This is a genomic window from Rhizobium sp. N621, from assembly GCF_001664325.1.
Classification (GTDB): domain Bacteria; phylum Pseudomonadota; class Alphaproteobacteria; order Rhizobiales; family Rhizobiaceae; genus Rhizobium; species Rhizobium esperanzae.
The window spans coordinates 1467590-1487375 of record NZ_CP013495.1 but is presented as its reverse complement, the minus strand read 5'-3'; the positions used below and the strand labels follow the sequence as shown (position 1 = coordinate 1487375).

Here is a 19786-nt window from a genome sequence, read left to right as displayed (position 1 = left end):
CCACGCCTTGCCGGACATCGAAGCAAATCATCCGGACTGGAGATACGGCATGGCAAACGGCAAGACAGTCTCGGAATCACACCTGCTGCGGACGCTTTTCAACATCTGGCCCTATATGTGGCCGGCCGGGCGAACCGACCTCAAGATGCGTGTCGTCTGGGCGTCGGTCTATCTGCTGATCTCCAAGTTCGTCCTGCTGCTCGTCCCCTATTTCTTCAAGTGGTCCACCGATGCGCTGAACGGCAGGATGGACCTCGCCGGCACGGTACCGCCGCTCCTTGCCGGAGCCATCGCCCTTGTCATCGCCTATAACGTCACCCGGCTGATCCAGCTCGGTCTCAACCAGCTGCGCGACGCGCTCTTTGCCAGCGTCGGGCAACATGCCGTGCGCCAGCTCGCCTACAAAACCTTCGTGCATATGCACGAGCTGTCGCTGCGTTTCCATCTGGAGCGAAAGACCGGGGGGCTGTCGCGCATCATCGAGCGCGGCACCAAGGGCATCGAGACGATCGTGCGCTTCACGATCCTCAATTCCGTTCCGACCGTCATCGAATTCCTGCTGACGGCGGTGATCTTCTGGTGGGGCTACGGCTTTTCCTATCTTGCCGTCACCGCCTTCACCGTCTGGGCCTATATCTGGTTCACGATCCGCGCATCCGACTGGCGCATCGCGATCCGCCGGTCGATGAACGACAGCGACACCGACGCCAATACCAAGGCGATCGACTCTCTTCTCAATTTCGAAACCGTCAAATATTTCGGCAACGAGGAGATGGAGGCCAAACGCTTCGACAAATCGATGGAGCGCTACGAGAAAGCGGCGACCGACGTCTGGACGTCGCTCGGCTGGCTGAACTTCGGCCAGGGCGTCATTTTCGGTATCGGCACGACGATCATGCTGGTGCTGTCGGCGCTGGCGGTGCAGCGCGGCGAACAGACGGTCGGCGATTTCGTCTTCGTCAATTCGATGCTGCTGCAGCTTTCCGTGCCGCTCAATTTCATCGGTTTCGTCTACCGCGAAATCCGCCAGGGTCTGACGGATATCGAGCAGATGTTCGACCTGCTTGAGGTGAAGGCCGAGGTCAAGGACGCCGCCGACGCTGCCGAGCTTCGAATCCGCCAGGGCGCGATCTCTTTCAAGGATGTGCACTTCGCTTACGATCCGGCCCGTCCTATCCTGAAGGGCATTTCCTTCGAGGTGCCGGCCGGCAAGACGGTCGCGGTGGTGGGGCCGTCGGGCGCCGGCAAATCGACGCTGTCGCGCCTGCTCTACCGTTTCTACGATATCCAGAGCGGCACCATCACGGTCGACGGCCAGGATATCCGCACCGTGACGCAGAAGAGCCTGCGCTCAGGGATCGGCATGGTGCCGCAGGATACCGTGCTGTTCAACGACACGGTCGCCTACAATATCCGCTACGGCCGCACGTCGGCCAGCGACGGCGAGGTGTTTGCAGCGGCCGAGGTGGCGCAGATCGCCCATTTCATCGAGGCGCTGCCCGAAGGCTTCGATACCAAGGTCGGCGAGCGCGGGCTCAAGCTTTCCGGCGGCGAGAAACAGCGTGTGGCGATCGCCCGCACCATCCTCAAGGCGCCGCCGATCCTGATCCTCGACGAGGCGACGTCGGCTCTCGACACGACGACGGAACGGGAGATCCAGACCGCTCTCGACGTGGTTTCAAAGAATAGGACGACCTTGGTCATCGCCCACCGGCTTTCGACCGTGATCGGCGCCGACGAGATCATCGTGCTCAAAAGCGGCGAGATCGCCGAGCGCGGCACCCATGCCGCCCTCCTCGAAAGGAACGGCCTCTATGCCTCGATGTGGAACCGCCAGCGCGAGGCGACGCAGGCGGAGGAGCATCTGAAGCAGGTGCGCGACAGCGACGAGATGGGCGTGATCACGCGGCTTGCCCCGGCAAGCTGAAGCGGCAGGCGGTAGCGTTACCCCGCCACTAACGCAAATGTGGAATCGTTGGAACGATCTTCAGCAATCGGGTTTTTTGCGGCAAGGCTTATAAGCTGCTCGTGTCTTCCCGAACTTTCAGAATACGGTCTATAAGACCCCATTCAAGCGCTTCCTCCGCCGTCATGAAGCGGTCGCGATCCATCCCGCGCTCAAAGTCTTCGTAGGAACGTCCGCAATGCTCCGCGTAGAGCCGCGTCATGCGTTGCTTGGTCTTTAGAATTTCCTCGGCATGAATCAGCATGTCGGAAGCCTGCCCTTGAAAGCCGCCGGAGGGCTGATGAATGAGGATACTGGCATTGGGCAATGCGGCTCTTTCGCCAGGTTCACCTGCCATCAGCAGGAACGACCCCATTGAACGGGCCGTCCCCATGCAAAGTGTATGAACCGGCGCACGGATGAAGCGCATGGTGTCGTACATGGCCAGGCCGCTGGTCACGGCGCCGCCCGGCGAATTGATATAGAGGTTGATGGGCTTTTTGGGGTTTTCCGCTTCCAGAAACAGCAGTTGCGCACAGACGAGGGCCGAAACGGTATCGTTCACCTCGCCATTGAGGAAGATTATCCGCTCGCGCAGAAGCCGGGAATAGATATCGAAGGATCGCTCCCCCCGGCTGGACTGTTCTACCACCATAGGGACGAGTTGCATCGCTTCGCGCATCGGCGACCTCCAGACTTTCAGAATTTAAGGGGAAGGCTCGCCGTGTCAGGCGGCGAGCATGAGGGGCGGGCTGTTGCTGTTCGCCGGCGCTCTTGCCATTCTTGCGTCCGTCAGTTCGTGGACGATCCGAAGGCAGGTGCCGCCAGTGGCATTCGGGGTGATCGTGAACGTCACGGTGCTTTCAAGGAAAGGCGGGTTATCGTCACGCAGCTTGTAGCGAACTTCCTGGCCGGGGGTGACGGTGATCGCATCGGGATCAGACAATGCTTCCTTCGGCAACCACCTTTCCCGAAGTTCCGGAATGGTGACGGCACGCCAGACCTTTTGCGGCGGATCGCCCAAGTCAAACTCCAACTCGACGCCGCTATCCTGCTCCTTGGTCTTCCCTTCGTTCATTGATCCATGTCCTTCAGCAAGACTTTGAGTGCTGCGATCCGCTCCGGCCAGTAGGCCCGGTATCTTGCGAGCCACTGGGCGATGAGAGCCAACCCTTCGGGGTCGACTTCGTAATTCACGAAACGCCCCTGTCGTTCTTCCCTCACGAGCTTTGCACTGCGCAGAACTGCGAGGTGTTGCGACATCGCCGGCTGGCTAATCTCCATGCCCTCGCGCAAGGCACTAGCGTTCATCCTCCCTGACGCCAGCTTCTCAAAGATCGCACGGCGGGTCGGGTCTGCTAAAGCTCGGAAAAAGTCATTCTCGATCATGCGGACACATAAGCACGTACTTATGCGATTCGCAAGCTGTTTCGAGGCAGCTTTCTGTTGCTGCGGAAATCCTAGACGATGTCCGCATCGGGCCGAAGGCGATCAAAAGCTACAAAGTGCGATCATAAAACCTTAGCGATTCCACATTTACGTTAGCGGCTGGGTAGCCTTACCGGCTTTTGTTGTTCAGAACCACGACAGCGGAACCAGGGCCAGGGTCGCAGCATTGCTCAGGAGCTGGTTTTTCGCTAACCAGCAAAAACCGAAAAGCAAGGAGACCGGCAGCCATGAGCCTGTTCAACACGGTTCGCAACACGATCGTGCCCGTGCACAAGGAGGGTTATCCCTTCGTCGCCGCCTTCTTCGTCGCATCGCTGGTGCTGGGCTGGATCTTCAAGCCGCTCTTCTGGATCGGCATGATCTTCACGCTCTGGTGCGCCTATTTCTTCCGTGATCCCGAGCGGGTGACCCCGCAGGACGACGATCTCGTGATCTCTCCCGCCGACGGCAAGGTCTCGGCGATCCAGATGGTGACCCCGCCGGCAGAGCTCGACCTCGGCTCCGAGCCGATGCTGCGCATCTCCGTCTTCATGAACGTCTTCAATTGCCATGTGAACCGGGCGCCGATGCGCGGGCGCATCGTCAGCATCAACTACCGCTCCGGTAGCTTCGTCAACGCCGAACTCGACAAGGCAAGCGAGGACAACGAGCGCAACGGACTGGTGATCGAAACGCGGCACGGCCAGATCGGCGTCGTACAGATTGCCGGCCTCGTGGCGCGGCGTATCCTTTGCTGGGCAAACACCAACGAGCCGCTGGACGCCGGCGAACGCTTCGGGCTGATCCGCTTCGGCTCGCGGCTCGACGTGTTCCTGCCCGCCAGTGCGGCGCCCCGCGTCTCGCTCGGCCAGACGGCGATTGCGGGGGAAACGGTCATCGCCGAATTCGCCTCGGCCAAGGGTCCGGTCATCAGCCGCCGCAGCTAAGGCGCGGAACCTCCGAGCCCTTGCCGGAATTGCTCTAGGAACGATTGGAACGCGACATGGAAACACCCTTTCCGCCTTTCGAACCAAACGGGCCGGATGATTCCGCCCGCGGCCCACGCCTGCGCGAGATTCCGTTCCGCCTCGTCTTTCCGAACCTCATCACCATTCTGGCGATCTGCGCCGGGCTGACCGGCATCCGGCTCGCTTTCGAGAACCGTTACGAGCTCGCCGTCGCGATGGTGCTGCTCGCCGCCTTCCTCGATGGCATCGACGGGCGCGTAGCGCGGCTGATGAAGGCGACTTCGAAGTTCGGCGCGCAGATGGATTCGCTTGCCGATATCGTCAATTTCGGCGTCGCGCCCGCGCTCGTCGTCTACGTTTTTGCCCTCGATCAGGCTCGTTCGCTCGGCTGGATCGCCGCCTTGATCTATGCGATCGCCGCCGGGCTTCGCCTTGCCCGCTTCAACGTCATGGCCGAGCGCGAAAACAAGGCGAGCTGGCAATCGGAGTATTTCGTCGGAGTGCCAGCGCCGGCCGGCGCCATGCTGGTGCTGCTGCCGGTCTATCTCGGCTTCCTCGGTCTGGCGACGGACCGCACCTTCGCCTATCTCTCTTCGGTCTATACGGTCGCCATCGCCTTCCTGCTGATTAGCCGGCTGCCGGTCTGGTCGGGCAAATCGGAAGGCAACCGCTTGCGGCGCGATCTGGTGCTGCCGATGATGCTCGGCGTCGTGCTCTATGTGGCTCTGCTGATGAGCTACACCTGGGAGGTGATGGTCTTTACCGTTGCCGCCTATCTCGTCTCCCTTCCCTTCGGCGCACGCAGATGGCGGCGCAAATATGGGACGCTGACGATCGAGGAACCCGGCGTCGGCGACGACGATATTGGCCGGCACATCTGACCTCCGCGCGCTCCCGGATTCTCCCGGGCCACGGAATTGCTTCTCTCCCTGTTGTCACCTCCCGAATATATGCCCACGCGTTTTACGGGGGAAAACCGCTTTGCGTTTTTTTTGGAACCGCTCCCTTCAGTAAGTATTAACCAACGTAGGCTTCAGTTAAGCCTCGCGAATTATGGTGGGCGTTCACAAATCCTGATAAGCGACGCCGCCGTTTTGTCGCTATTTCCGACGAAAAGCAAAAATACAAAATACCCAGGGAAGCAACACGCAAGGAGAGTATCGTGACTTCGAAGAAGAGCAGTACCGGCGAACAACAGGCGGCCAAGCCAGACCTCGCCGCCAACTATCGCCCGGTCGGCTTGAAGGCCGTTGCCGCGGCATCGCTGATGGCAAAGAACAAGCCGGACAGTGTCAAGAAATCCGCTTGAAGCGCCGAGCTTCGAACAGTAGCCATCCGGTTTCCGGCATGCCGTCATCCCGAGACTGCGGCATGGCTCTCGTGACATGCCTTCAGCATCGCAGCTGAGCCGAACAGGCGGCCGTGCCGGAAGCGGCCGATCCCGTTTTTAGAAAAAGCTGAGCTGGCCGTGATCCGGCTTTTGTTTCGCAGGCGCCTCGAGCGGTCTTTCGATGACGACCGGCTCCTGCAGGTCCGGTCCCATATTGGCAACCTTGTTGACCTTGTCGGAAATCGGTATGGCCTCGAAGAAATCACCCTGAGCAGGCTGCATCAGGTCGACCACCTCGCGTGGTTCCTGCGTCTTGCAATCGAGCCAGCGCGAGAAGTCCTCCGGCTTTATGACGACAGGCATGCGATCGTGGATCGCGGAGATGCCCGTATTGGCTGACGTCGTCAGGATCGCACCGGTATCGACCTCCGAACCGTCGGCCGAGGACCATGTCTCCATCAGTCCGGCGAAGGCGACGACCCCGTCCTGGCGCGGCCTGATCCAATAGGCTTGCGGCTTGCCGCCGCTCTCCCTTGAGGGGCGATGCCATTCGTAAAAACCTGAGGCCGGAATCAGCACGCGGCGATGACGCATCGCCGCCCGAAACGAAGCCTTGCCGATCGCCGTCTCGGCGCGTGCATTGATCAGCAGCGGGAAATCCTTCGGGTCCTTGACCCAGCCCGGCGTGAAGCCCCAGCGCACGAGCACGGCGCGCCGGTCGGGCAGGTTGCTGCCCCGCTCCCTGCCCTCGCCTGCGATGACGACGAGGATCGGCTGCGTCGGGGCGATGTTGTAGCGCACCGGGAAATCGTCGAGATCGAGACCGGAGAAGAAGTTGCGCAGGTCGGCGCTGGAACTTGTCAGGGCGAAACGTCCACACATCGGCCTGTCTTTGCACCCGGTCCGAGTCCGGTCAAGGCGCACTGCATGCTTTTGCGTGACGTGATTCAGGCTCGCGGCGCAAAGAGGATGACGCTCGCCCCGGCAAGGCAGATCAGTCCGCCGCCGATATCATAACGGTCGAGCACACGGCCTTCGATCAGCCACAGCCAGAACAGCGAGGCAAGAATGTAGATGCCGCCATAGGCTGCGAAGGTTCGACCGGCGGCATCGCTCGGCACCAGCGTCAGAAGCCAGGCGAAAAGCGCGAGCGAGATCATGCCCGGCGCCAGCCACCAGATGGGCTTTTCAAGCTTCAGCCACGCCCAGAAGGCGAAGCAGCCGACGATCTCGAAAACGGCGGCAAAGGCGTAAATGAAATAAGTCACGCAAAGCCCTTTCGAATATTTTGACTCCTTGTTGCACAGATGTCGTTATCTCGGGAGCCGCTGCGCAGATTTTGGGACTTGTCTCGGGAGCTATCCCACACGAAAATCGGGCAGGCCCGCTGCCGCGGCCCGCAATCATCAGCCCGTCGGATCGAATAGCCGTCACAGCAAGAGCAGCCATGACCTCCACCGCCAAAGCCGCCTCCTCCGCCATTCTCGAACGCGACGGGCGATTCCTTCTGGTGTTGCGACGCAACCCGCCCTCTGCCGACATGTATGCCTTTCCCGGCGGCCGCGCAGAGCCGGGCGAAACGCCGGAGCAGACGGCGCTGCGGGAGTTCCGCGAGGAAACCGGCATCTCGGCGCATAATCCGCGGCTGTTTTCGACCTATGACCTGAAGACGCATGGTCCGGATGGCAGCATCAGGAGCCATTTCTTCCTGTCGGTCTTTTGCGTCGACGCCGACCGGGAAATGGTGGCGGAAGCCGCCGACGATGCGGCGGCGCTCGGCTGGTATACGGTGGAGGAGATCCGGCGGCTGCCTGTGCCGCAAAGCGTGCTCGAATGCGCGGAACGGCTGGCGAGCGGTGAATAGAAGTGGAAACTTTCAGGCGCGCCTTGTTGCCGTCACGCTCAAAGTATCAACTTGCAGCATGATTCCCGTTCGACGCGTTGTCCTGTCCCTGCTCGTGCTTGCCGGCCCCGCCATGGCTCAGGGCAAGAATACGGCGTCTGTGCAGGAGGAGATTGCGCCGCCGGTCGCGACCGTGCCCTATGACGACAAGCTGGCGCGGCTCGCCGAAGTGCTGGGTTCGGTGCATTATCTGAGAACGCTTTGCAAAGCGCCGGGCGGGGATGAGTGGCGGGAAGGCATGAAGCAGCTGCTCGATTCGGAGACAGGCAACGAGCCGCAACGCAAGGAAAAGCTCACCGCCGCCTTCAATCGCGGCTACCGGGCCTTCGCTTCCGTCTATACGGATTGCACCCCGGCGGCCATCGTGGCAGAAGAGCGCTACCGTAACGAAGGTGCAACACTCGCCACAGAAATTACCTCGCGCTTTGGAAATTGACGATTAATTAACCTGTTTTCGCATGCGGACGTGTCGTTTTGGGAAAAGGCTGTTAGTGTTATTAACGGTGCAGTAAGACATGAGAAGTTCTGAGGAAAAGACAATGGAAGCAAGCCTCAACGACATCGACGACATGATCGTCCACGAAAAGATGCAGGCGGCTCTGGAGTACCAGAACGAGGCTTGGGCCGACGGCATGGCCGATGGAATCGAGCCGGAGATCATCGCTGATGCCGCCATCGCGCATGCCCTGCGCGAAACCATCCGATTGCACGGGGAAAACAGCGCCGAAGCTCTGCTCGATTCGCTGCGCGACCGTATGCTTGCCGGCGAATTTTCCGCCAACCGCACCCTGCAATAATTATCTCAGAGAGTTCGATGCGCATCGGTAAAGAGAAAGTTCCGCGAATTCGGCTCGCGCCGGTGCTGCTTGCGTTGAGCCTTGCCGCCGGCAACGTCCTCCTCGCGCCCTCGGCCTACGCACTTTCCGAACTCCACAAAATCCCCGGCCAGGCTCCCAGCGATGCGCCGCCGGCACAGGGGAGTGCTGAGGGGCAGAACCAGACCCAGGGCACCACTCCCGGCGTTCCCATGGCCGAGCCGCTGGTCAACAGCCAGAACAATCAGGGCGTCGACAAAACGCCGGGCGCCCAGGACGCATCCAAGCCGGTCGAGGTGATTTACGACATCAACAAGGCGCCCGAGCCGGTTCGCAAAATGCGCCAACAGATCGTCGAGGCCGCCGCCTCCGGCGATCTCGAACGGTTGCGGCCGCTGGTGGGCACCGGCAAAGACCAGACGCAGGTGACGGTGGGTGAAGCGACCGACGACCCGATCGGCACGCTGAAAGACATCTCCGGCGATCCCGACGGAGATGAAATTCTCGCCATCATGCTCGATATCGTTTCGACCGGTTTCGTCCATGTCGGCCAGGGCACATCAGACGACATGTATGTCTGGCCCTATTTCGCCGAGAAGGATCTGAAGTCGCTGACGCCGCCGGAGCGAGTCGAGTTGCTGCGCATCGTGACCGCCGGCGACCTTTCCGACATGCAGGAATTCGGTGGCTATAATTTCTACCGCCTCGGCATTACGCCGGACGGCAAGTGGAAGTTCTTCACGGCGGGCGACTGACGCCGCCTCGCATGCGTCTTCCGCATGTCGCATGGCGCTTGCGATCCACTTCACGAAGTCATACCTCTGAGCGACGACCAACGCGACAGGTTCCGCCATGCCAGCCGTATTCCTGAAAGACCGCTCCCTGCTCTCCGTCGGCGGTGCGGACGCCCAATCCTTCCTGCAGAACCTGATCACCACCGATATCGTCTCGCTGGCGCCCGACGAGGCACGCCCTGGAGCCCTGCTGACGCCGCAGGGCAAGATCCTGTTCGACTTCATGGTCTCGCAGGACGGCGACGGCTACCTGATCGAAACGGATGCCGACCAGAACGACGGGCTGCTGAAGCGCCTGACGATGTACAGGCTGCGGGCCGCCATTACACTTACGCCCCTTGCTGAGAATGGCATTACCGTTTGCTGGGGCGAGGATGCCGATCGCATCGGGGGTGCCCGAGACAGCCGCTTCGCCAAGGCGGGTGTCCTGCTCAGCCGCCGGGCAGGAAGGCATGGCGATGACGCGCCCGCGCTCTACGAGGCGCTGCGCATCCGCCACGGTATTGTCACCTCCGGATTGGACTTCGCCTTGCAGGATGCCTTCCCGCATGACGTGCTGATGGATCTGAACGACGGCCTCTCCTTCAAGAAAGGCTGCTATGTCGGCCAGGAGGTCGTCTCGCGCATGCAGCACCGCGGCACCGCGCGCCGGCGCGTCGTCACCGTGTCCGCCGCAACGGCCTTGCCTCAAGCGGGCACAGAGATCACCGCCGCGGGCAAGCCTGTGGGGACACTGGGTTCGGTCGAAGGCGGCAGCGGGCTTGCGATCGTGCGAATCGACCGCGCCGGTGCTGCGATGGCGGAAGGCACGCCGCTGCTGGCCGGCCAAACGCCGGTTTCTCTCGCCCTGCCGCCATGGTCCGGCCTTGTCTTCCCCACCAGCGCCGACGAGGCCAGCGCGTGACGGCCAAAGCTCCGCGTGCCTGGCAACGCATGCTGTCGGGGCGCAGGCTCGACCTGCTCGACCCCTCCCCGCTCGATGTCGAACTCGCCGATATCGCCCATGGTCTCGCACGCGTGGCACGCTGGAACGGTCAGACATCAGGCGATCATGCCTTTTCGGTGGCGCAGCACAGCCTCGTCGTCGAAGATATTTTCCGCCGCTCCAACAATGCGCGGCCGGAGGAATGTCTGATGGCGCTGCTCCATGACGCGCCCGAATATGTGATCGGCGACATGATCTCGCCGTTCAAATCCGTGGTCGGCGGCGGCTATAAGGCGGTCGAAATGCGGCTGGAGGCCGCCGTGCACCTGCGCTTCGGCCTGCCGCCTCATCCATCGCGCGATCTCAAGGACCGGATCAAGAAGGCCGACACGATCGCGGCCTATTTCGAGGCGACGGTACTTGCCGGCTTCACGCCCGCCGAGGCGCAGAAATTCTTCGGCCAGCCGCGCGGCATCAGCAAGGAGATGTTGCTGATCGAACCCTTGCCGGCGCTTGAGGCACAGCGGTTGTTCTGTCAACGCTTTGCGGCGATTGAAGCCGAGCGAGGGATAGTATCGTGAGCTTCATCGTCGTCTCGCCGCTGTCACGCATCGCCGAAATGGCGGTGCGCCACAAGGCGCGCGACATGATCAGCCTGATCGCCAAAGAACAGAGCTTTCATCGGCCGGGTGTGATCGCGCCCGATCGTCACCTGACGCTTTCGATAAACGACATCACCTTCAAGGGCACGGGCGGTCTGGTGGCGCCTGACGAAACGCATGTGCAGGCGATCATCGAGTTTGCTGCATCGTGGCGACAGGAGACACCACTGCTCATCCATTGCTGGATGGGCGTGTCGCGATCACCGGCCGCCGCACTCATCGCAGCGCTATCGATCGCGCCGGATCAGGACGAGGGAGGACTTGCCCGTCGGTTGCGCGCCGCCTCGCCTTTCGCGACGCCGAACGCCCGGCTGATCGAGATCGGCGACACATTGCTTGGCCGCGGCGGCCGGCTGGCTGCGGCCGTAAAGGCAATCGGGCGTGGCGCCGATGCCGACGGCAATGCGCCCTTCCTGCTTGGGCTCCGCGACGACGCCGGCGGTTGACGCTGCTGCCGCCTGCTCCATTTTGGCCTCGACCCCGCAATAGCCACAGGGCCTGATCATGGAACAGCAAGCAGCCGATGTCCTCCTCGCCACCCGCACGGCACTCAGCCAGGCAAGCGCGCTTGCAGTCCAATATTCCTTCTCCGTCCTCGGGGCGTTGATCCTGCTCGTCATCGGCTGGACGTTGGCCGGCTTTGTCAGCCGCTGGGCCTATGAGGGCCTGTCGCGCATCCATGGCATCGACGAGACACTGGCGCGCTTCTTCACCAATGTGGTGCGTTATGCGCTGCTGATTCTGGTGTTCATCACCGTGCTCGGCCAATTCGGTGTCCAGACCGCCTCGATCATTGCCGCCCTCGGCGCAGCCGGCCTGGCGATCGGGCTGGCGCTGCAAGGGACACTGCAGAATATCGCGGCCGGCATCATGCTCCTGATCCTCAGGCCGTTCCGGGTCGGCGAATATATCGAAACCAGCAGCGTCGCCGGCACGGTCCGCGAGGTCGGATTGTTTGCGACAGAACTCAGAACCGGCGACGGGCTCTATCGCCTGGCGCCAAATTCAACGCTGTGGAACACGCCGATCACCAACTTCAGCCGTGAACCTACGCGACAGAACGACCTAAAAATCAGCATTTCTCGTGAGGATGACCTCGATCTGGCGATGGAGACGTTGATGGGCATTGCCAAAGGCAACCCAAGGGTGCTGCCGTCACCAGCACCCAGCGTTTTCATCGACAGCCTCGGTGACAGCACGATATCGCTAACGCTGCGCTACTGGGCAAAGACCGGTGACTGGTGGCAGGTCAGCCGCGACATGGTGAAGCGGGTAAAACTTGCCTTCGACGAGAAGGGCGATCCGGCCGCTGTGCGGGACGGTGGAAATTCCGCGCTGGGAAAAAGGTCCAACGGCACGGCGACGGAAAAGCCGACACGGCAGTGAAACATTGCAGCGCGGAGGCGATCGTCGGCCTATTCGATCACTCCGCAGGCAAGTCTTTCCCCGGCGTCACCGGAAGGCTGGCTGCGATAATCATCCGAATTGGCGTGCACCATCAATGCGCGGCCGCGAATGCCATCTTTCTTGCCGTCGAGCGTGACCATGCCATCGAAGATCTGGGCTCTGAGCACGCCGTCCTGGCCGACATACTGGTTGGGCATGTCGCCGGCATGCGGCCCCTTGGCGGCGAGGATGCCGTGCTCGGCCGAGCCCGGGTTGAAATGGCCGCCTGCCGACTCGTAATGGGCCGCCGCGTCGCAGCGGCCGGTTTCATGGACATGAAAGGCCACCCATTTATTCGCCGGCAGCCCCGATATCTCCACTTCGATCAGGACGCCGCCATTAGCGGCAGCCGTCAATTGGGCCCGACCGTTTTCCTTGCCGTCCTTGCCGACGAAATTGGCGACCGCCGTCTGCTTATCCTGGGCGCTTGCCGGCAAGGCAAGGGCGGACAGGCTCAGGGCGGCGATGATGCGCATGGCTTTCATGGAGATCTCCTTCCGTCCGGTTGTCCTTCTGAACGTCTCAGCCGGAAAGCTGTTCCTCTGGGGAGCATCCAAAGAGAAAAGCCGGCCAAAGGGCCGGCTTCAGATCACGTGAACGATGACATCGTCAGGCGACGGCGTCGAAATCGAACTGGCCGTAGGTGTTGCGGTAGAGATCGTCGGATTGGCTGCCGGTCGCAGACGCGCTCTGCTGCAGCGGATAGGGCACGGCGATACTGCTTGTCGCGCCGCTATCGTGGGTATCCATCATCAGCGCAATCAGGCTGCCGGAAAATTTGGGCTGAGTCTCGCTGCCCATGTCCTCCTCCAGGAGTTCCTTGATGATGCCTGGCTTCTCATCGGCGGCACGCTCGCCGCGGCTCAATACGCCGTCGCCGTTTAGATCAAGCCGCGAAAGCGTCGCAAGATACGCATATGAAGTGTCTGAAACGGATGTGGTGCGGGTCATACAAACCTCCATTCACCGCCTTTTGCCGGTGGTGTTTGTACGCAATACGAGGTGGGAAATCACTGTTGACTCGGTGGTTAAACTGATTTGCGCAGTGCGTCAATAAGTTGTTAACTTCTCATTAACAATGGTTGACAGAAATTAACGGAGCGTGCTCGGACCGGGTTTCCGCCGCCGCCCGCCTTGGTATTTCAGTAATTTTCAATACAGAAAGCAAACCTGTCTGACGACGTGCACCTCTGCTGCACTGCAACCGAATATTAATCCGCCCGCCTCAAAATAGTCATCAGGCATTACCCCATACGTCACTCATAAAAATTGATTTCAATGGTTTCTCTCAGAAAGGTTTTCATGTCCAATATTTTGAGGCACGTCCATCAGGCGCTGACGGCTTTTGCTATTGCCGTCAGCCAAGATGCTTTTCCATGAAGGCTGAAGCGCTCTTCTGGCGGCAATGTACGGAGGCTGTCATGGCCGACGGATCAATCGACGCGCAGCGTCTGATGGAGCTGGTGATCGCAACGTATCACAGTTATGAAAGCGATTATGAGGCAATCGAGAGAAGCGCGGAAACGCTTCTGAGGGAAAACCAGACGCTGAAAGGGAATCTATCGGCGCTCAGTCAAGCGTTCGACGGACAGAAAAAACTCTTCGAGATCGTCCTGAATAACCTGCCGCTCGGCCTCAGCGTTTTCGATGCCGGCCAGCGGCTGACGCTTTACAATCTCCGCTTTCCTCACCTCTTCGGCCTGACACCGGAAGACGTCGCCGCGGGCGCGACGATCGCCGAACTCATCGGCAAAATGCGCGGCAACGAACGCACTGCCTCCAAACCCGTCCGGCAGACAGCACGACCTTCTCTCGCCAAGACAGGAAGCAGCAGCATCCGCCGGCGCGAATGGCAGATGCATGATGGCCGCATCATTCAGAGCGTGGTGACCATCCTCTCCGACGGCAGCAGCATCGCCATTCATGCTGATATCACCGAGGATCGAAAGGCGGCCCAGCGCATCACCTATCTCGCCCATCACGATCCCCTGACCGGTCTTCCCAATCGGATGTATTTCCGCGAGCAGGTCGATGCGACGCTCGCCGAGCGCAAGCCGCACGAGCAGATCGCCCTCGTCCATCTCAATCTCGACCGGTTCAAATCGATCAACAACACGATCGGGGTGTCGGTTGGCGACAAGATCCTGCAGCAGGTCGCGGAGCGGATCCGAGCCTCGGCCGGGTCGGAAAACATGCTGGCGCGCCTTGGTTCGGACGAGTTCGCCATCCTGCAGACGGGCAAGCAGCAGCCTAGAAACGTGACGGCGCTGGCCGACCAGATCCGCCGCGAGCTTTCCGAGCCATTTCTGAACGGCGACAAACAGGTGACGCTCAGCGTCTCCATGGGTATTGCGATCGCTCCCGAGAACGGGGGAGAAACCGATATCCTGCTGAAAAATGCCGGCGTGGCGCTGTCGCATGCCAAGGCGGACGGACGCAAACGCGAGCGCTTCTTCACCGGAGAAATGGAAGCGCAGATGCAGTTGCGCCATGCGCTGGAGGCAGATCTACGAGCCGCGGTCGAGAATGAGGAATTCGAACTGCATTACCAGCCGCTCTACGATCTTGCCGAGCGGCGAACCTGCGGTTTCGAAGCATTGATCCGCTGGAACCATCCGGTGCGAGGCCGCGTGCCGCCGATGGATTTCATTCCGCTTGCCGAGGAGGTCGGCCTTGTCGTCGATATCGGCCGCTGGGTTTTGCGCCGGGCCTGCAGGGATGCGGCCCAATGGCCGGAGAGCATCAAGGTCGCAGTCAATGTTTCGGCGATCCAGTTCCGCAGCGGCAACCTGATGCAGGACGTCAGCGAAGCGCTTGCCGCCGCCGGGCTGTCGCCATCGCGGCTCGAACTGGAAATCACCGAGAGCGTGCTGATGGAGAACCTCAACGAGGTGCTGCCGATTCTGCATGCCCTGAGGGACAGCGGCATCCGCATCTCGATGGATGATTTCGGCACCGGATATTCCTCGCTGAGCTATCTCTCGAGCTTCCCCTTCGACAAGATCAAAATCGACAAATCCTTCGTCAACGACATCGTCGACAATAAGGAGGCGCATGCGATCATGCGCGCAATCATCCTGCTCGGTGATGCGCTCGGCATGCGCGTCACTGTCGAAGGTGTCGAGACGGCCGCCCAGTTGGCGCTGCTCGAATGCGAGGAATGCGACGAGATCCAGGGCTATCACATCAGTCCGCCGCGCCCGGTCCGTGACGTGCCCCATCTTCTCTGCCTGCCGCCGAAGAGCGGCGGCGCGACAGCTTTTCCGACGCTCGAGCGCTGACCTCGCTCGATTGCGACTCGCACGTTAAGCCGCTACAAACCGGCTTCGAGATCTCCGAATTTCGTGGCGGCGTCGCTTCCTGTGAAGCTCCCTTCGCTTTCTGCCGGCGCTCTTCGACGTTTTTCCTTCCGACAAGAGGTGGCGCAATGTTCGAGGCCGAAACCTTCTCCCCTCATGAAACGCTCGCAGCGGCGCTGGTCGCACACGCGGCCGAGGGCGACGACGGCTCACACGATCTTGCCCATATCCTGCGTGTCTTCAGGAACGCCATGCGCATCCATGCGGGAGAAGGCGGAGATGGACGGATCCTTGCTGCCGCCGTGCTGCTGCACGACTGCGTCGCCGTCGAGAAGAATTCACCGTTGCGGGCAAAAGCGTCGGCCTTGGCGGCGGAAAAGGCTTCGGTGATCCTTTCCGAACTCGGCTGGAGCGAAGCGGATATCGAAGCCGCCGCCCACGCCATCACCGCTCATAGTTTTTCCGCCGGGGTGGCGCCGCAGACGCTCGAGGCGAAGATCCTGCAGGATGCCGACCGACTGGACGCGATCGGCATGGTCGGCGTGGCACGCTGCTTCTATATCGGCGGGCGAATGGGATCGGGGCTCTACGATCCGTTCGACCCCGCGGGCGCGAACCGGCCCCTCGACGACAAGCGCTATGCCATTGACCACTTCCAGACGAAGCTGTTCAAACTGGCGGAAGGATTTCAGACCGAGACCGGCCGCCGGATCGCGGCCGCGCGCGACAAGAGCCTGCGCGACTTCCTTTCGGCCTTCATGGATGAGATCTAGTTTAGGGAACGAGATCCAGGAGAACGGCATGCGTATCAGCGACCTCTTCATCTACCCGCTCAAGAGCGCCCGCGGCATTGCATTGCCTGCCGCCGAGGTCGACGCCTATGGGCTTGCCGGCGACCGGCGGGTGATGATCACCGACCCGCAGGGTCACTTCATCACTCAGCGCGAATTGCCGGATCTCGCGCGCATCGCAGTACGACCGGAACCAGGCACCTTTCGGCTGCTGATGGAAGGAAAGACTGAACTGTCGGTGCCGCCGCCCCGGCCTGGATTCCGTATGGATGTGACCGTTTGGAAATCGACCGTCAGCGCTGCCGTCGCCGATCCCGACAGCAACAGGCAGATTTCCGAATGGCTTGGTCGCGAGGTGCGGCTGGTCTTCTTCGACGGGCAGGCACGGCGGACGGCGAGCGCCGAATGGGCCGGCGAAGGCTCGCCCGTCACATTTACCGACGGCTACCAGACCCTGGTAACGACGACGGGCTCTTTGAAGGCACTGAATGCCGATCTCGCCGCGCATGGCGAAGGCAGCGTCGGCATGGAGCGTTTCCGTCCGAACATCGTCATCGACACCGATGAGGCCTGGCCGGAAGATCGCTGGGCGGCGATCGAAATATCAGGCGTCCGTTTCGATCTCGTCAAACCTTGCTCCCGCTGCATCATGACCACGCAGGACCAGTGGACCGGTTCACGCGAGGGGCCGAACCCGATGCCGGCCATGGGCCGCATCCGCATGTCTGCCGACCGGCGTGTGCCCGGGCCACTCTTCGGCTGGAATGTCACGCCACGCGGCAGCGGACGGATTGCGATCGGCGACGAGGTGAGGATCATCGAGGCTCGGCCGGAGGGCTGGGCGATGAAGGTTCGCGCATGAGGGTAGGTCGAATTGCGGAAGGGCTGAGGGCGCTTTGTCATTCTTCCTCATTCCTGTCCTCGGGCTTGACCCGAGGGATGTCACAGGAATGAGGGAGCGTGGGGAGAGTTTCACCGGCTCTCACCCATGTCCGAGTGCGGCGTCGATCGCGGCCATGATCTCGGCCGACAGCGGTCCCTTTTCCAGCGCACCGGCATTTTCCTCGACTTGGGCGACGGTGCGGAAGCCCGGAATGGGAAAAGTGCGCGGCGACCTCGCCAGGAGCCAGGCGAGCGCCCCCTGCGTCAGCGTGCGACCGCCCGACGTCAGGAGATCGCGGACGGCATCGAGCCTTGCGGCAAATTCCGGGGCCATGCGCCCGTCCTTGAAATAGACCATCCAGGGGAGTGCCGCGCCGCGGACATCCTTGGCGCCCACTGCCTTATCGGCGGTGAACTTGCCGGTGAGCAGCCCCATGGCCAGCGGACCGCGATTGATGGAGATCAGGCCCTTCCCTTCGATCACAGAGATCATCTCCGGCACCGGATCGAAGACGTTCATCGTATGCTGGACCGAGACAAAGCCGGCGCGGCCGGCATGGCGGGCGGCGCGATCGGGATAATCGGTGCTCCAGCCGAACGCGTCGATCTTGCCTTCGGTCCGCAGCGCCTCCAGCGTATCGAAGACGGCAACCGACTCTTCCAGCGGAAAGTCATTGATGTGAAACTGCAGGAGATCAAGACGGTCGCGCTTGAGACGGCGCAGCGATGTCTCGACCGAGCGGCGAATGAAAGCCTCATCGGCGAAGGCGCCGATTGCCTGCTTCGTCTCCGGATCGGTCGCGAAGCCGAATTTGGTGGCGACGATGATATCGTCACGATTGCCGACCGCCCGGCCGAGCACCTCTTCCGAATGGCCGGCGCCGTAGTTCGAGGCGGTGTCGAAGAAGCGGATGCCGAGGGCGATGGCGCGATTGATCGCTTCGACGGATTCATTGTCGTCGACTTCGCCCCAGCCAAGCGGCGTGTCACCGGCGTAGAAAGGGCCGCCGATTGCCCAGCATCCCATGCCGAGGCGCGGAATTTCACGGCCGTTCCAGAGCGTAATCGTCGTCGGTGATGCGGTCTTGGTCAGCATGGGATCCTCCTTGATTGGCATTTTTCAAGAAATAGGTGCCGCCCATCGGCGGGTAAACCGCCAAATCCGGAGGATGTTTTGCAGCAGTAAAAAACCAGGTCAGGCGGGGACGCCGTTCGGATCGGAAAGCGTCCGCGAGGCTGGATCAAGCGCCCTGAGCGCGGCCCGCACGAAACCGTCACGGGCTGCCGCAGCCTCGATGCCGCGCGGCTCGTAAACATGGCGATGCAGGAAGAACCCGGTCAGACGGAACGCGGCTGCAAGGCTGTCGAAGTCCGCCGCGTCATTGCCTTCGACGCCGAGGAAGGGCGGCAGGATCAGCATCTTGTCGGCCCACGGCGCGCCGGCGCTACGACTGACGGCGCGGCCGGATTTCGGCGAGACATAGGCGAGATCGGAGCGGGCGCCGGTCGCCGCGCATTCGGCAAGATCGAGACCGAAGCCGAGATCGTTCAGCACCGCCAGCTCGAAACGCACGAAAAGCTCACCGGCATCGGCCGGGTTATGCAGGTGATCGAGGATCACCTCCAGCGCATCGAAGAGGTGCGGATGCGGGTCTCGCTCCGGCAGCAACCGCAGCAGAGCGCCCATCGCCTGAACCCCGTAGACGGCGGTCGCCGTTTCCATCAGACGGGCGGCGCGCAGCGTCACCGGCTCGATGCGGAATTCACCGAGATGTTCGTCGAGCCGGGCGCGCCAGACGACCTCGACGGCATTGCCCGGCTGCAGCACCGGCTGCATGGCGCGCGAACGGCCGGAACGCACCAGGCCGAGATGACGGCCGCGATCACGCGTCATCACCTCGGCGATGACGCTCGTCTCGCCGTGGCGTTTGACACCCAGAATGATTGCGTGGTCCTGCCACTGCATAAAAAAGTCCCTGCGGCCGATTGGCTCATCTTAGCCGATCGGACCGAAAATCGGAATCGATATCAGAAGAGCACGATGTCGATCGAGAGTGCTCAAGCAGGTCTGGCATTTGTCATGGACCGCGTCAGCCCGCAGCCTGCAGAAGCCTCTGCAGGAAGTCGCTCATTGCCTTTTCGTCGAACGGCTTCACCAGGAGCGGTATGTGCTGAAGGTCGCACGGGAAGTCCCGTATGTCGGAATAGCCGCTAACGAAACCGAAGGGGATGCCGACATCGAGGAGATGACGGGCAAATCCGAAACTCGTACCCTCGCCCAGGTTGACGTCGAGAAGGGCGAAATCGTATTTCTCCGCGGCGATGGCAGCTCTCGCCTGTTCGAGACTGCCGACGATATCGATGCTCTCGACGCCGGCCAGCCGCAGGATATCCTCCGCCTCCATCGCAATGATCAGACTGTCCTCGAGAACCAAAACACGCAACGCGTTCATGATTCCATGCCCCTCGTGGTGCGCCTTTCGCAGCGCCCCGGTCGTTTCGCCAACATCATTGCCCTCCGGTGCCCCGCATGGCACGCTATCGGTGAATTCCGCCACCAGTTCTGAATAAACCATTTTTCTGCCCGGTCGATAAGAA

Annotated in this window: 25 protein-coding genes; 15 read left to right on the top strand and 10 right to left on the bottom strand. The window is 61.4% G+C overall.

Annotated features, from left to right (window positions below; genetic code table 11):
- The first annotated feature begins 49 nt into the window (after positions 1 to 49).
- Positions 50 to 1927, top strand: coding sequence for an ABCB family ABC transporter ATP-binding protein/permease (locus AMK00_RS07230; RefSeq protein ID WP_064810019.1), 1878 nt, complete (start codon positions 50 to 52; stop codon positions 1925 to 1927).
- Between the two features lie 88 nt (positions 1928 to 2015).
- On the opposite strand, the gene AMK00_RS07225 is transcribed toward AMK00_RS07230, so the two are convergent.
- From AMK00_RS07225 to AMK00_RS07215, 3 genes are read right to left on the bottom strand one after another with little or no spacing between them, the layout of a single operon-like run.
- Complete coding sequence (locus AMK00_RS07225; protein ID WP_064801560.1) at positions 2016 to 2627, bottom strand: ATP-dependent Clp protease proteolytic subunit; 612 nt, start codon at positions 2625 to 2627, stop codon at positions 2016 to 2018.
- Between the two features lie 45 nt (positions 2628 to 2672).
- Positions 2673 to 3023: an SRPBCC family protein gene (locus AMK00_RS07220; RefSeq protein ID WP_064801559.1), complete on the bottom strand. Its 351-nt coding sequence runs from the start codon at positions 3021 to 3023 to the stop codon at positions 2673 to 2675.
- Positions 3020 to 3334 (bottom strand): ArsR/SmtB family transcription factor, encoded by a 315-nt coding sequence (locus AMK00_RS07215; RefSeq protein WP_064810018.1) that lies wholly within the window; start codon positions 3332 to 3334, stop codon positions 3020 to 3022. The genes AMK00_RS07220 and AMK00_RS07215 overlap by 4 nt, the downstream gene beginning before the upstream one ends.
- 287 nt (positions 3335 to 3621) lie before the next feature.
- Here AMK00_RS07215 and AMK00_RS07210 point away from each other — a divergent pair, with 287 nt between their 5' ends.
- The 3 genes from AMK00_RS07210 (at position 3622) to AMK00_RS32465 (ending at position 5650) form a co-directional block, all read left to right on the top strand.
- Positions 3622 to 4320, top strand: a complete 699-nt coding sequence (locus tag AMK00_RS07210) for a phosphatidylserine decarboxylase (RefSeq protein ID WP_064810017.1) — start codon at positions 3622 to 3624, stop codon at positions 4318 to 4320.
- Positions 4321 to 4376: 56 nt separating this feature from the next.
- On the top strand, positions 4377 to 5222 hold the full coding sequence (pssA, locus tag AMK00_RS07205; RefSeq protein WP_064801555.1) for a CDP-diacylglycerol--serine O-phosphatidyltransferase: 846 nt from the start codon (positions 4377 to 4379) through the stop codon (positions 5220 to 5222).
- 281 nt (positions 5223 to 5503) lie between these two features.
- Positions 5504 to 5650: a hypothetical protein gene (locus AMK00_RS32465; protein WP_164517774.1), complete on the top strand. Its 147-nt coding sequence runs from the start codon at positions 5504 to 5506 to the stop codon at positions 5648 to 5650.
- A 138-nt stretch (positions 5651 to 5788) separates the two neighbouring features.
- On the opposite strand, the gene AMK00_RS07200 is transcribed toward AMK00_RS32465, so the two are convergent.
- On the bottom strand, positions 5789 to 6553 hold the full coding sequence (locus tag AMK00_RS07200) for an SOS response-associated peptidase (RefSeq protein ID WP_064810016.1): 765 nt from the start codon (positions 6551 to 6553) through the stop codon (positions 5789 to 5791).
- Positions 6554 to 6618: 65 nt separating this feature from the next.
- Positions 6619 to 6939, bottom strand: a complete 321-nt coding sequence (locus AMK00_RS07195) for a YnfA family protein (protein ID WP_064810015.1) — start codon at positions 6937 to 6939, stop codon at positions 6619 to 6621.
- Positions 6940 to 7118: 179 nt separating this feature from the next.
- On the opposite strand from AMK00_RS07195, the gene AMK00_RS07190 reads away from it, so the two are divergent.
- The 8 genes from AMK00_RS07190 to AMK00_RS07155 all read left to right on the top strand — a co-directional run bounded on the left by AMK00_RS07190 (position 7119) and on the right by AMK00_RS07155 (position 12156).
- Complete coding sequence (locus AMK00_RS07190) at positions 7119 to 7535, top strand: NUDIX hydrolase (RefSeq protein ID WP_064801549.1); 417 nt, start codon at positions 7119 to 7121, stop codon at positions 7533 to 7535.
- Between the two features lie 58 nt (positions 7536 to 7593).
- Positions 7594 to 8010 carry a TIGR02301 family protein gene (locus AMK00_RS07185; protein WP_064810014.1) on the top strand — a complete coding sequence of 139 codons (417 nt, stop codon included), beginning with the start codon at positions 7594 to 7596 and terminating at the stop codon, positions 8008 to 8010.
- A gap of 103 nt (positions 8011 to 8113) precedes the next feature.
- Positions 8114 to 8371 carry a hypothetical protein gene (locus tag AMK00_RS07180; RefSeq protein WP_020920882.1) on the top strand — a complete coding sequence of 86 codons (258 nt, stop codon included), beginning with the start codon at positions 8114 to 8116 and terminating at the stop codon, positions 8369 to 8371.
- Between the two features lie 17 nt (positions 8372 to 8388).
- The gene (locus AMK00_RS07175; RefSeq protein WP_064810013.1) at positions 8389 to 9144 is read left to right on the top strand and encodes a hypothetical protein; all 756 of its coding nucleotides are present in this window, start codon (positions 8389 to 8391) and stop codon (positions 9142 to 9144) included.
- 97 nt (positions 9145 to 9241) lie between these two features.
- Complete coding sequence (gene ygfZ / locus AMK00_RS07170) at positions 9242 to 10087, top strand: CAF17-like 4Fe-4S cluster assembly/insertion protein YgfZ (protein WP_064810012.1); 846 nt, start codon at positions 9242 to 9244, stop codon at positions 10085 to 10087.
- Between the two features lie 29 nt (positions 10088 to 10116).
- Positions 10117 to 10689 (top strand): YfbR-like 5'-deoxynucleotidase, encoded by a 573-nt coding sequence (locus tag AMK00_RS07165; protein WP_064806051.1) that lies wholly within the window; start codon positions 10117 to 10119, stop codon positions 10687 to 10689.
- Positions 10686 to 11216 (top strand): tyrosine phosphatase family protein, encoded by a 531-nt coding sequence (locus tag AMK00_RS07160; RefSeq protein ID WP_064810011.1) that lies wholly within the window; start codon positions 10686 to 10688, stop codon positions 11214 to 11216. The genes AMK00_RS07165 and AMK00_RS07160 overlap by 4 nt, the downstream gene beginning before the upstream one ends.
- 58 nt (positions 11217 to 11274) lie before the next feature.
- Positions 11275 to 12156 carry a mechanosensitive ion channel family protein gene (locus AMK00_RS07155; RefSeq protein WP_064801543.1) on the top strand — a complete coding sequence of 294 codons (882 nt, stop codon included), beginning with the start codon at positions 11275 to 11277 and terminating at the stop codon, positions 12154 to 12156.
- Positions 12157 to 12185: 29 nt separating this feature from the next.
- On the opposite strand, the gene AMK00_RS07150 is transcribed toward AMK00_RS07155, so the two are convergent.
- Both AMK00_RS07150 and AMK00_RS07145 read right to left on the bottom strand, forming a co-directional pair.
- A complete protein-coding gene (locus AMK00_RS07150; protein ID WP_064801541.1) occupies positions 12186 to 12701 on the bottom strand; it encodes a superoxide dismutase family protein in 516 nt (171 codons plus the stop codon).
- Positions 12702 to 12825: 124 nt separating this feature from the next.
- The gene (locus AMK00_RS07145; protein ID WP_064801539.1) at positions 12826 to 13167 is read right to left on the bottom strand and encodes a hypothetical protein; all 342 of its coding nucleotides are present in this window, start codon (positions 13165 to 13167) and stop codon (positions 12826 to 12828) included.
- Positions 13168 to 13592: 425 nt separating this feature from the next.
- On the opposite strand from AMK00_RS07145, the gene AMK00_RS07140 reads away from it, so the two are divergent.
- The 3 genes from AMK00_RS07140 (at position 13593) to AMK00_RS07130 (ending at position 17168) form a co-directional block, all read left to right on the top strand.
- A complete protein-coding gene (locus tag AMK00_RS07140) occupies positions 13593 to 15497 on the top strand; it encodes a putative bifunctional diguanylate cyclase/phosphodiesterase (RefSeq protein ID WP_064810010.1) in 1905 nt (634 codons plus the stop codon).
- Between the two features lie 146 nt (positions 15498 to 15643).
- Positions 15644 to 16288 carry an HD domain-containing protein gene (locus tag AMK00_RS07135; protein ID WP_064810009.1) on the top strand — a complete coding sequence of 215 codons (645 nt, stop codon included), beginning with the start codon at positions 15644 to 15646 and terminating at the stop codon, positions 16286 to 16288.
- 28 nt (positions 16289 to 16316) lie between these two features.
- Positions 16317 to 17168, top strand: coding sequence for an MOSC domain-containing protein (locus AMK00_RS07130; protein ID WP_064810008.1), 852 nt, complete (start codon positions 16317 to 16319; stop codon positions 17166 to 17168).
- A gap of 120 nt (positions 17169 to 17288) precedes the next feature.
- On the opposite strand, the gene AMK00_RS07125 is transcribed toward AMK00_RS07130, so the two are convergent.
- From AMK00_RS07125 to AMK00_RS07115, 3 genes are all read right to left on the bottom strand, one after another.
- Positions 17289 to 18284 carry an aldo/keto reductase gene (locus AMK00_RS07125; RefSeq protein ID WP_064801531.1) on the bottom strand — a complete coding sequence of 332 codons (996 nt, stop codon included), beginning with the start codon at positions 18282 to 18284 and terminating at the stop codon, positions 17289 to 17291.
- Positions 18285 to 18383: 99 nt separating this feature from the next.
- Complete coding sequence (recO, locus tag AMK00_RS07120; protein ID WP_064810007.1) at positions 18384 to 19154, bottom strand: DNA repair protein RecO; 771 nt, start codon at positions 19152 to 19154, stop codon at positions 18384 to 18386.
- Between the two features lie 124 nt (positions 19155 to 19278).
- A complete protein-coding gene (locus tag AMK00_RS07115; RefSeq protein WP_064801528.1) occupies positions 19279 to 19764 on the bottom strand; it encodes a response regulator in 486 nt (161 codons plus the stop codon).
- Between the last annotated feature and the right edge of the window lie 22 nt (positions 19765 to 19786).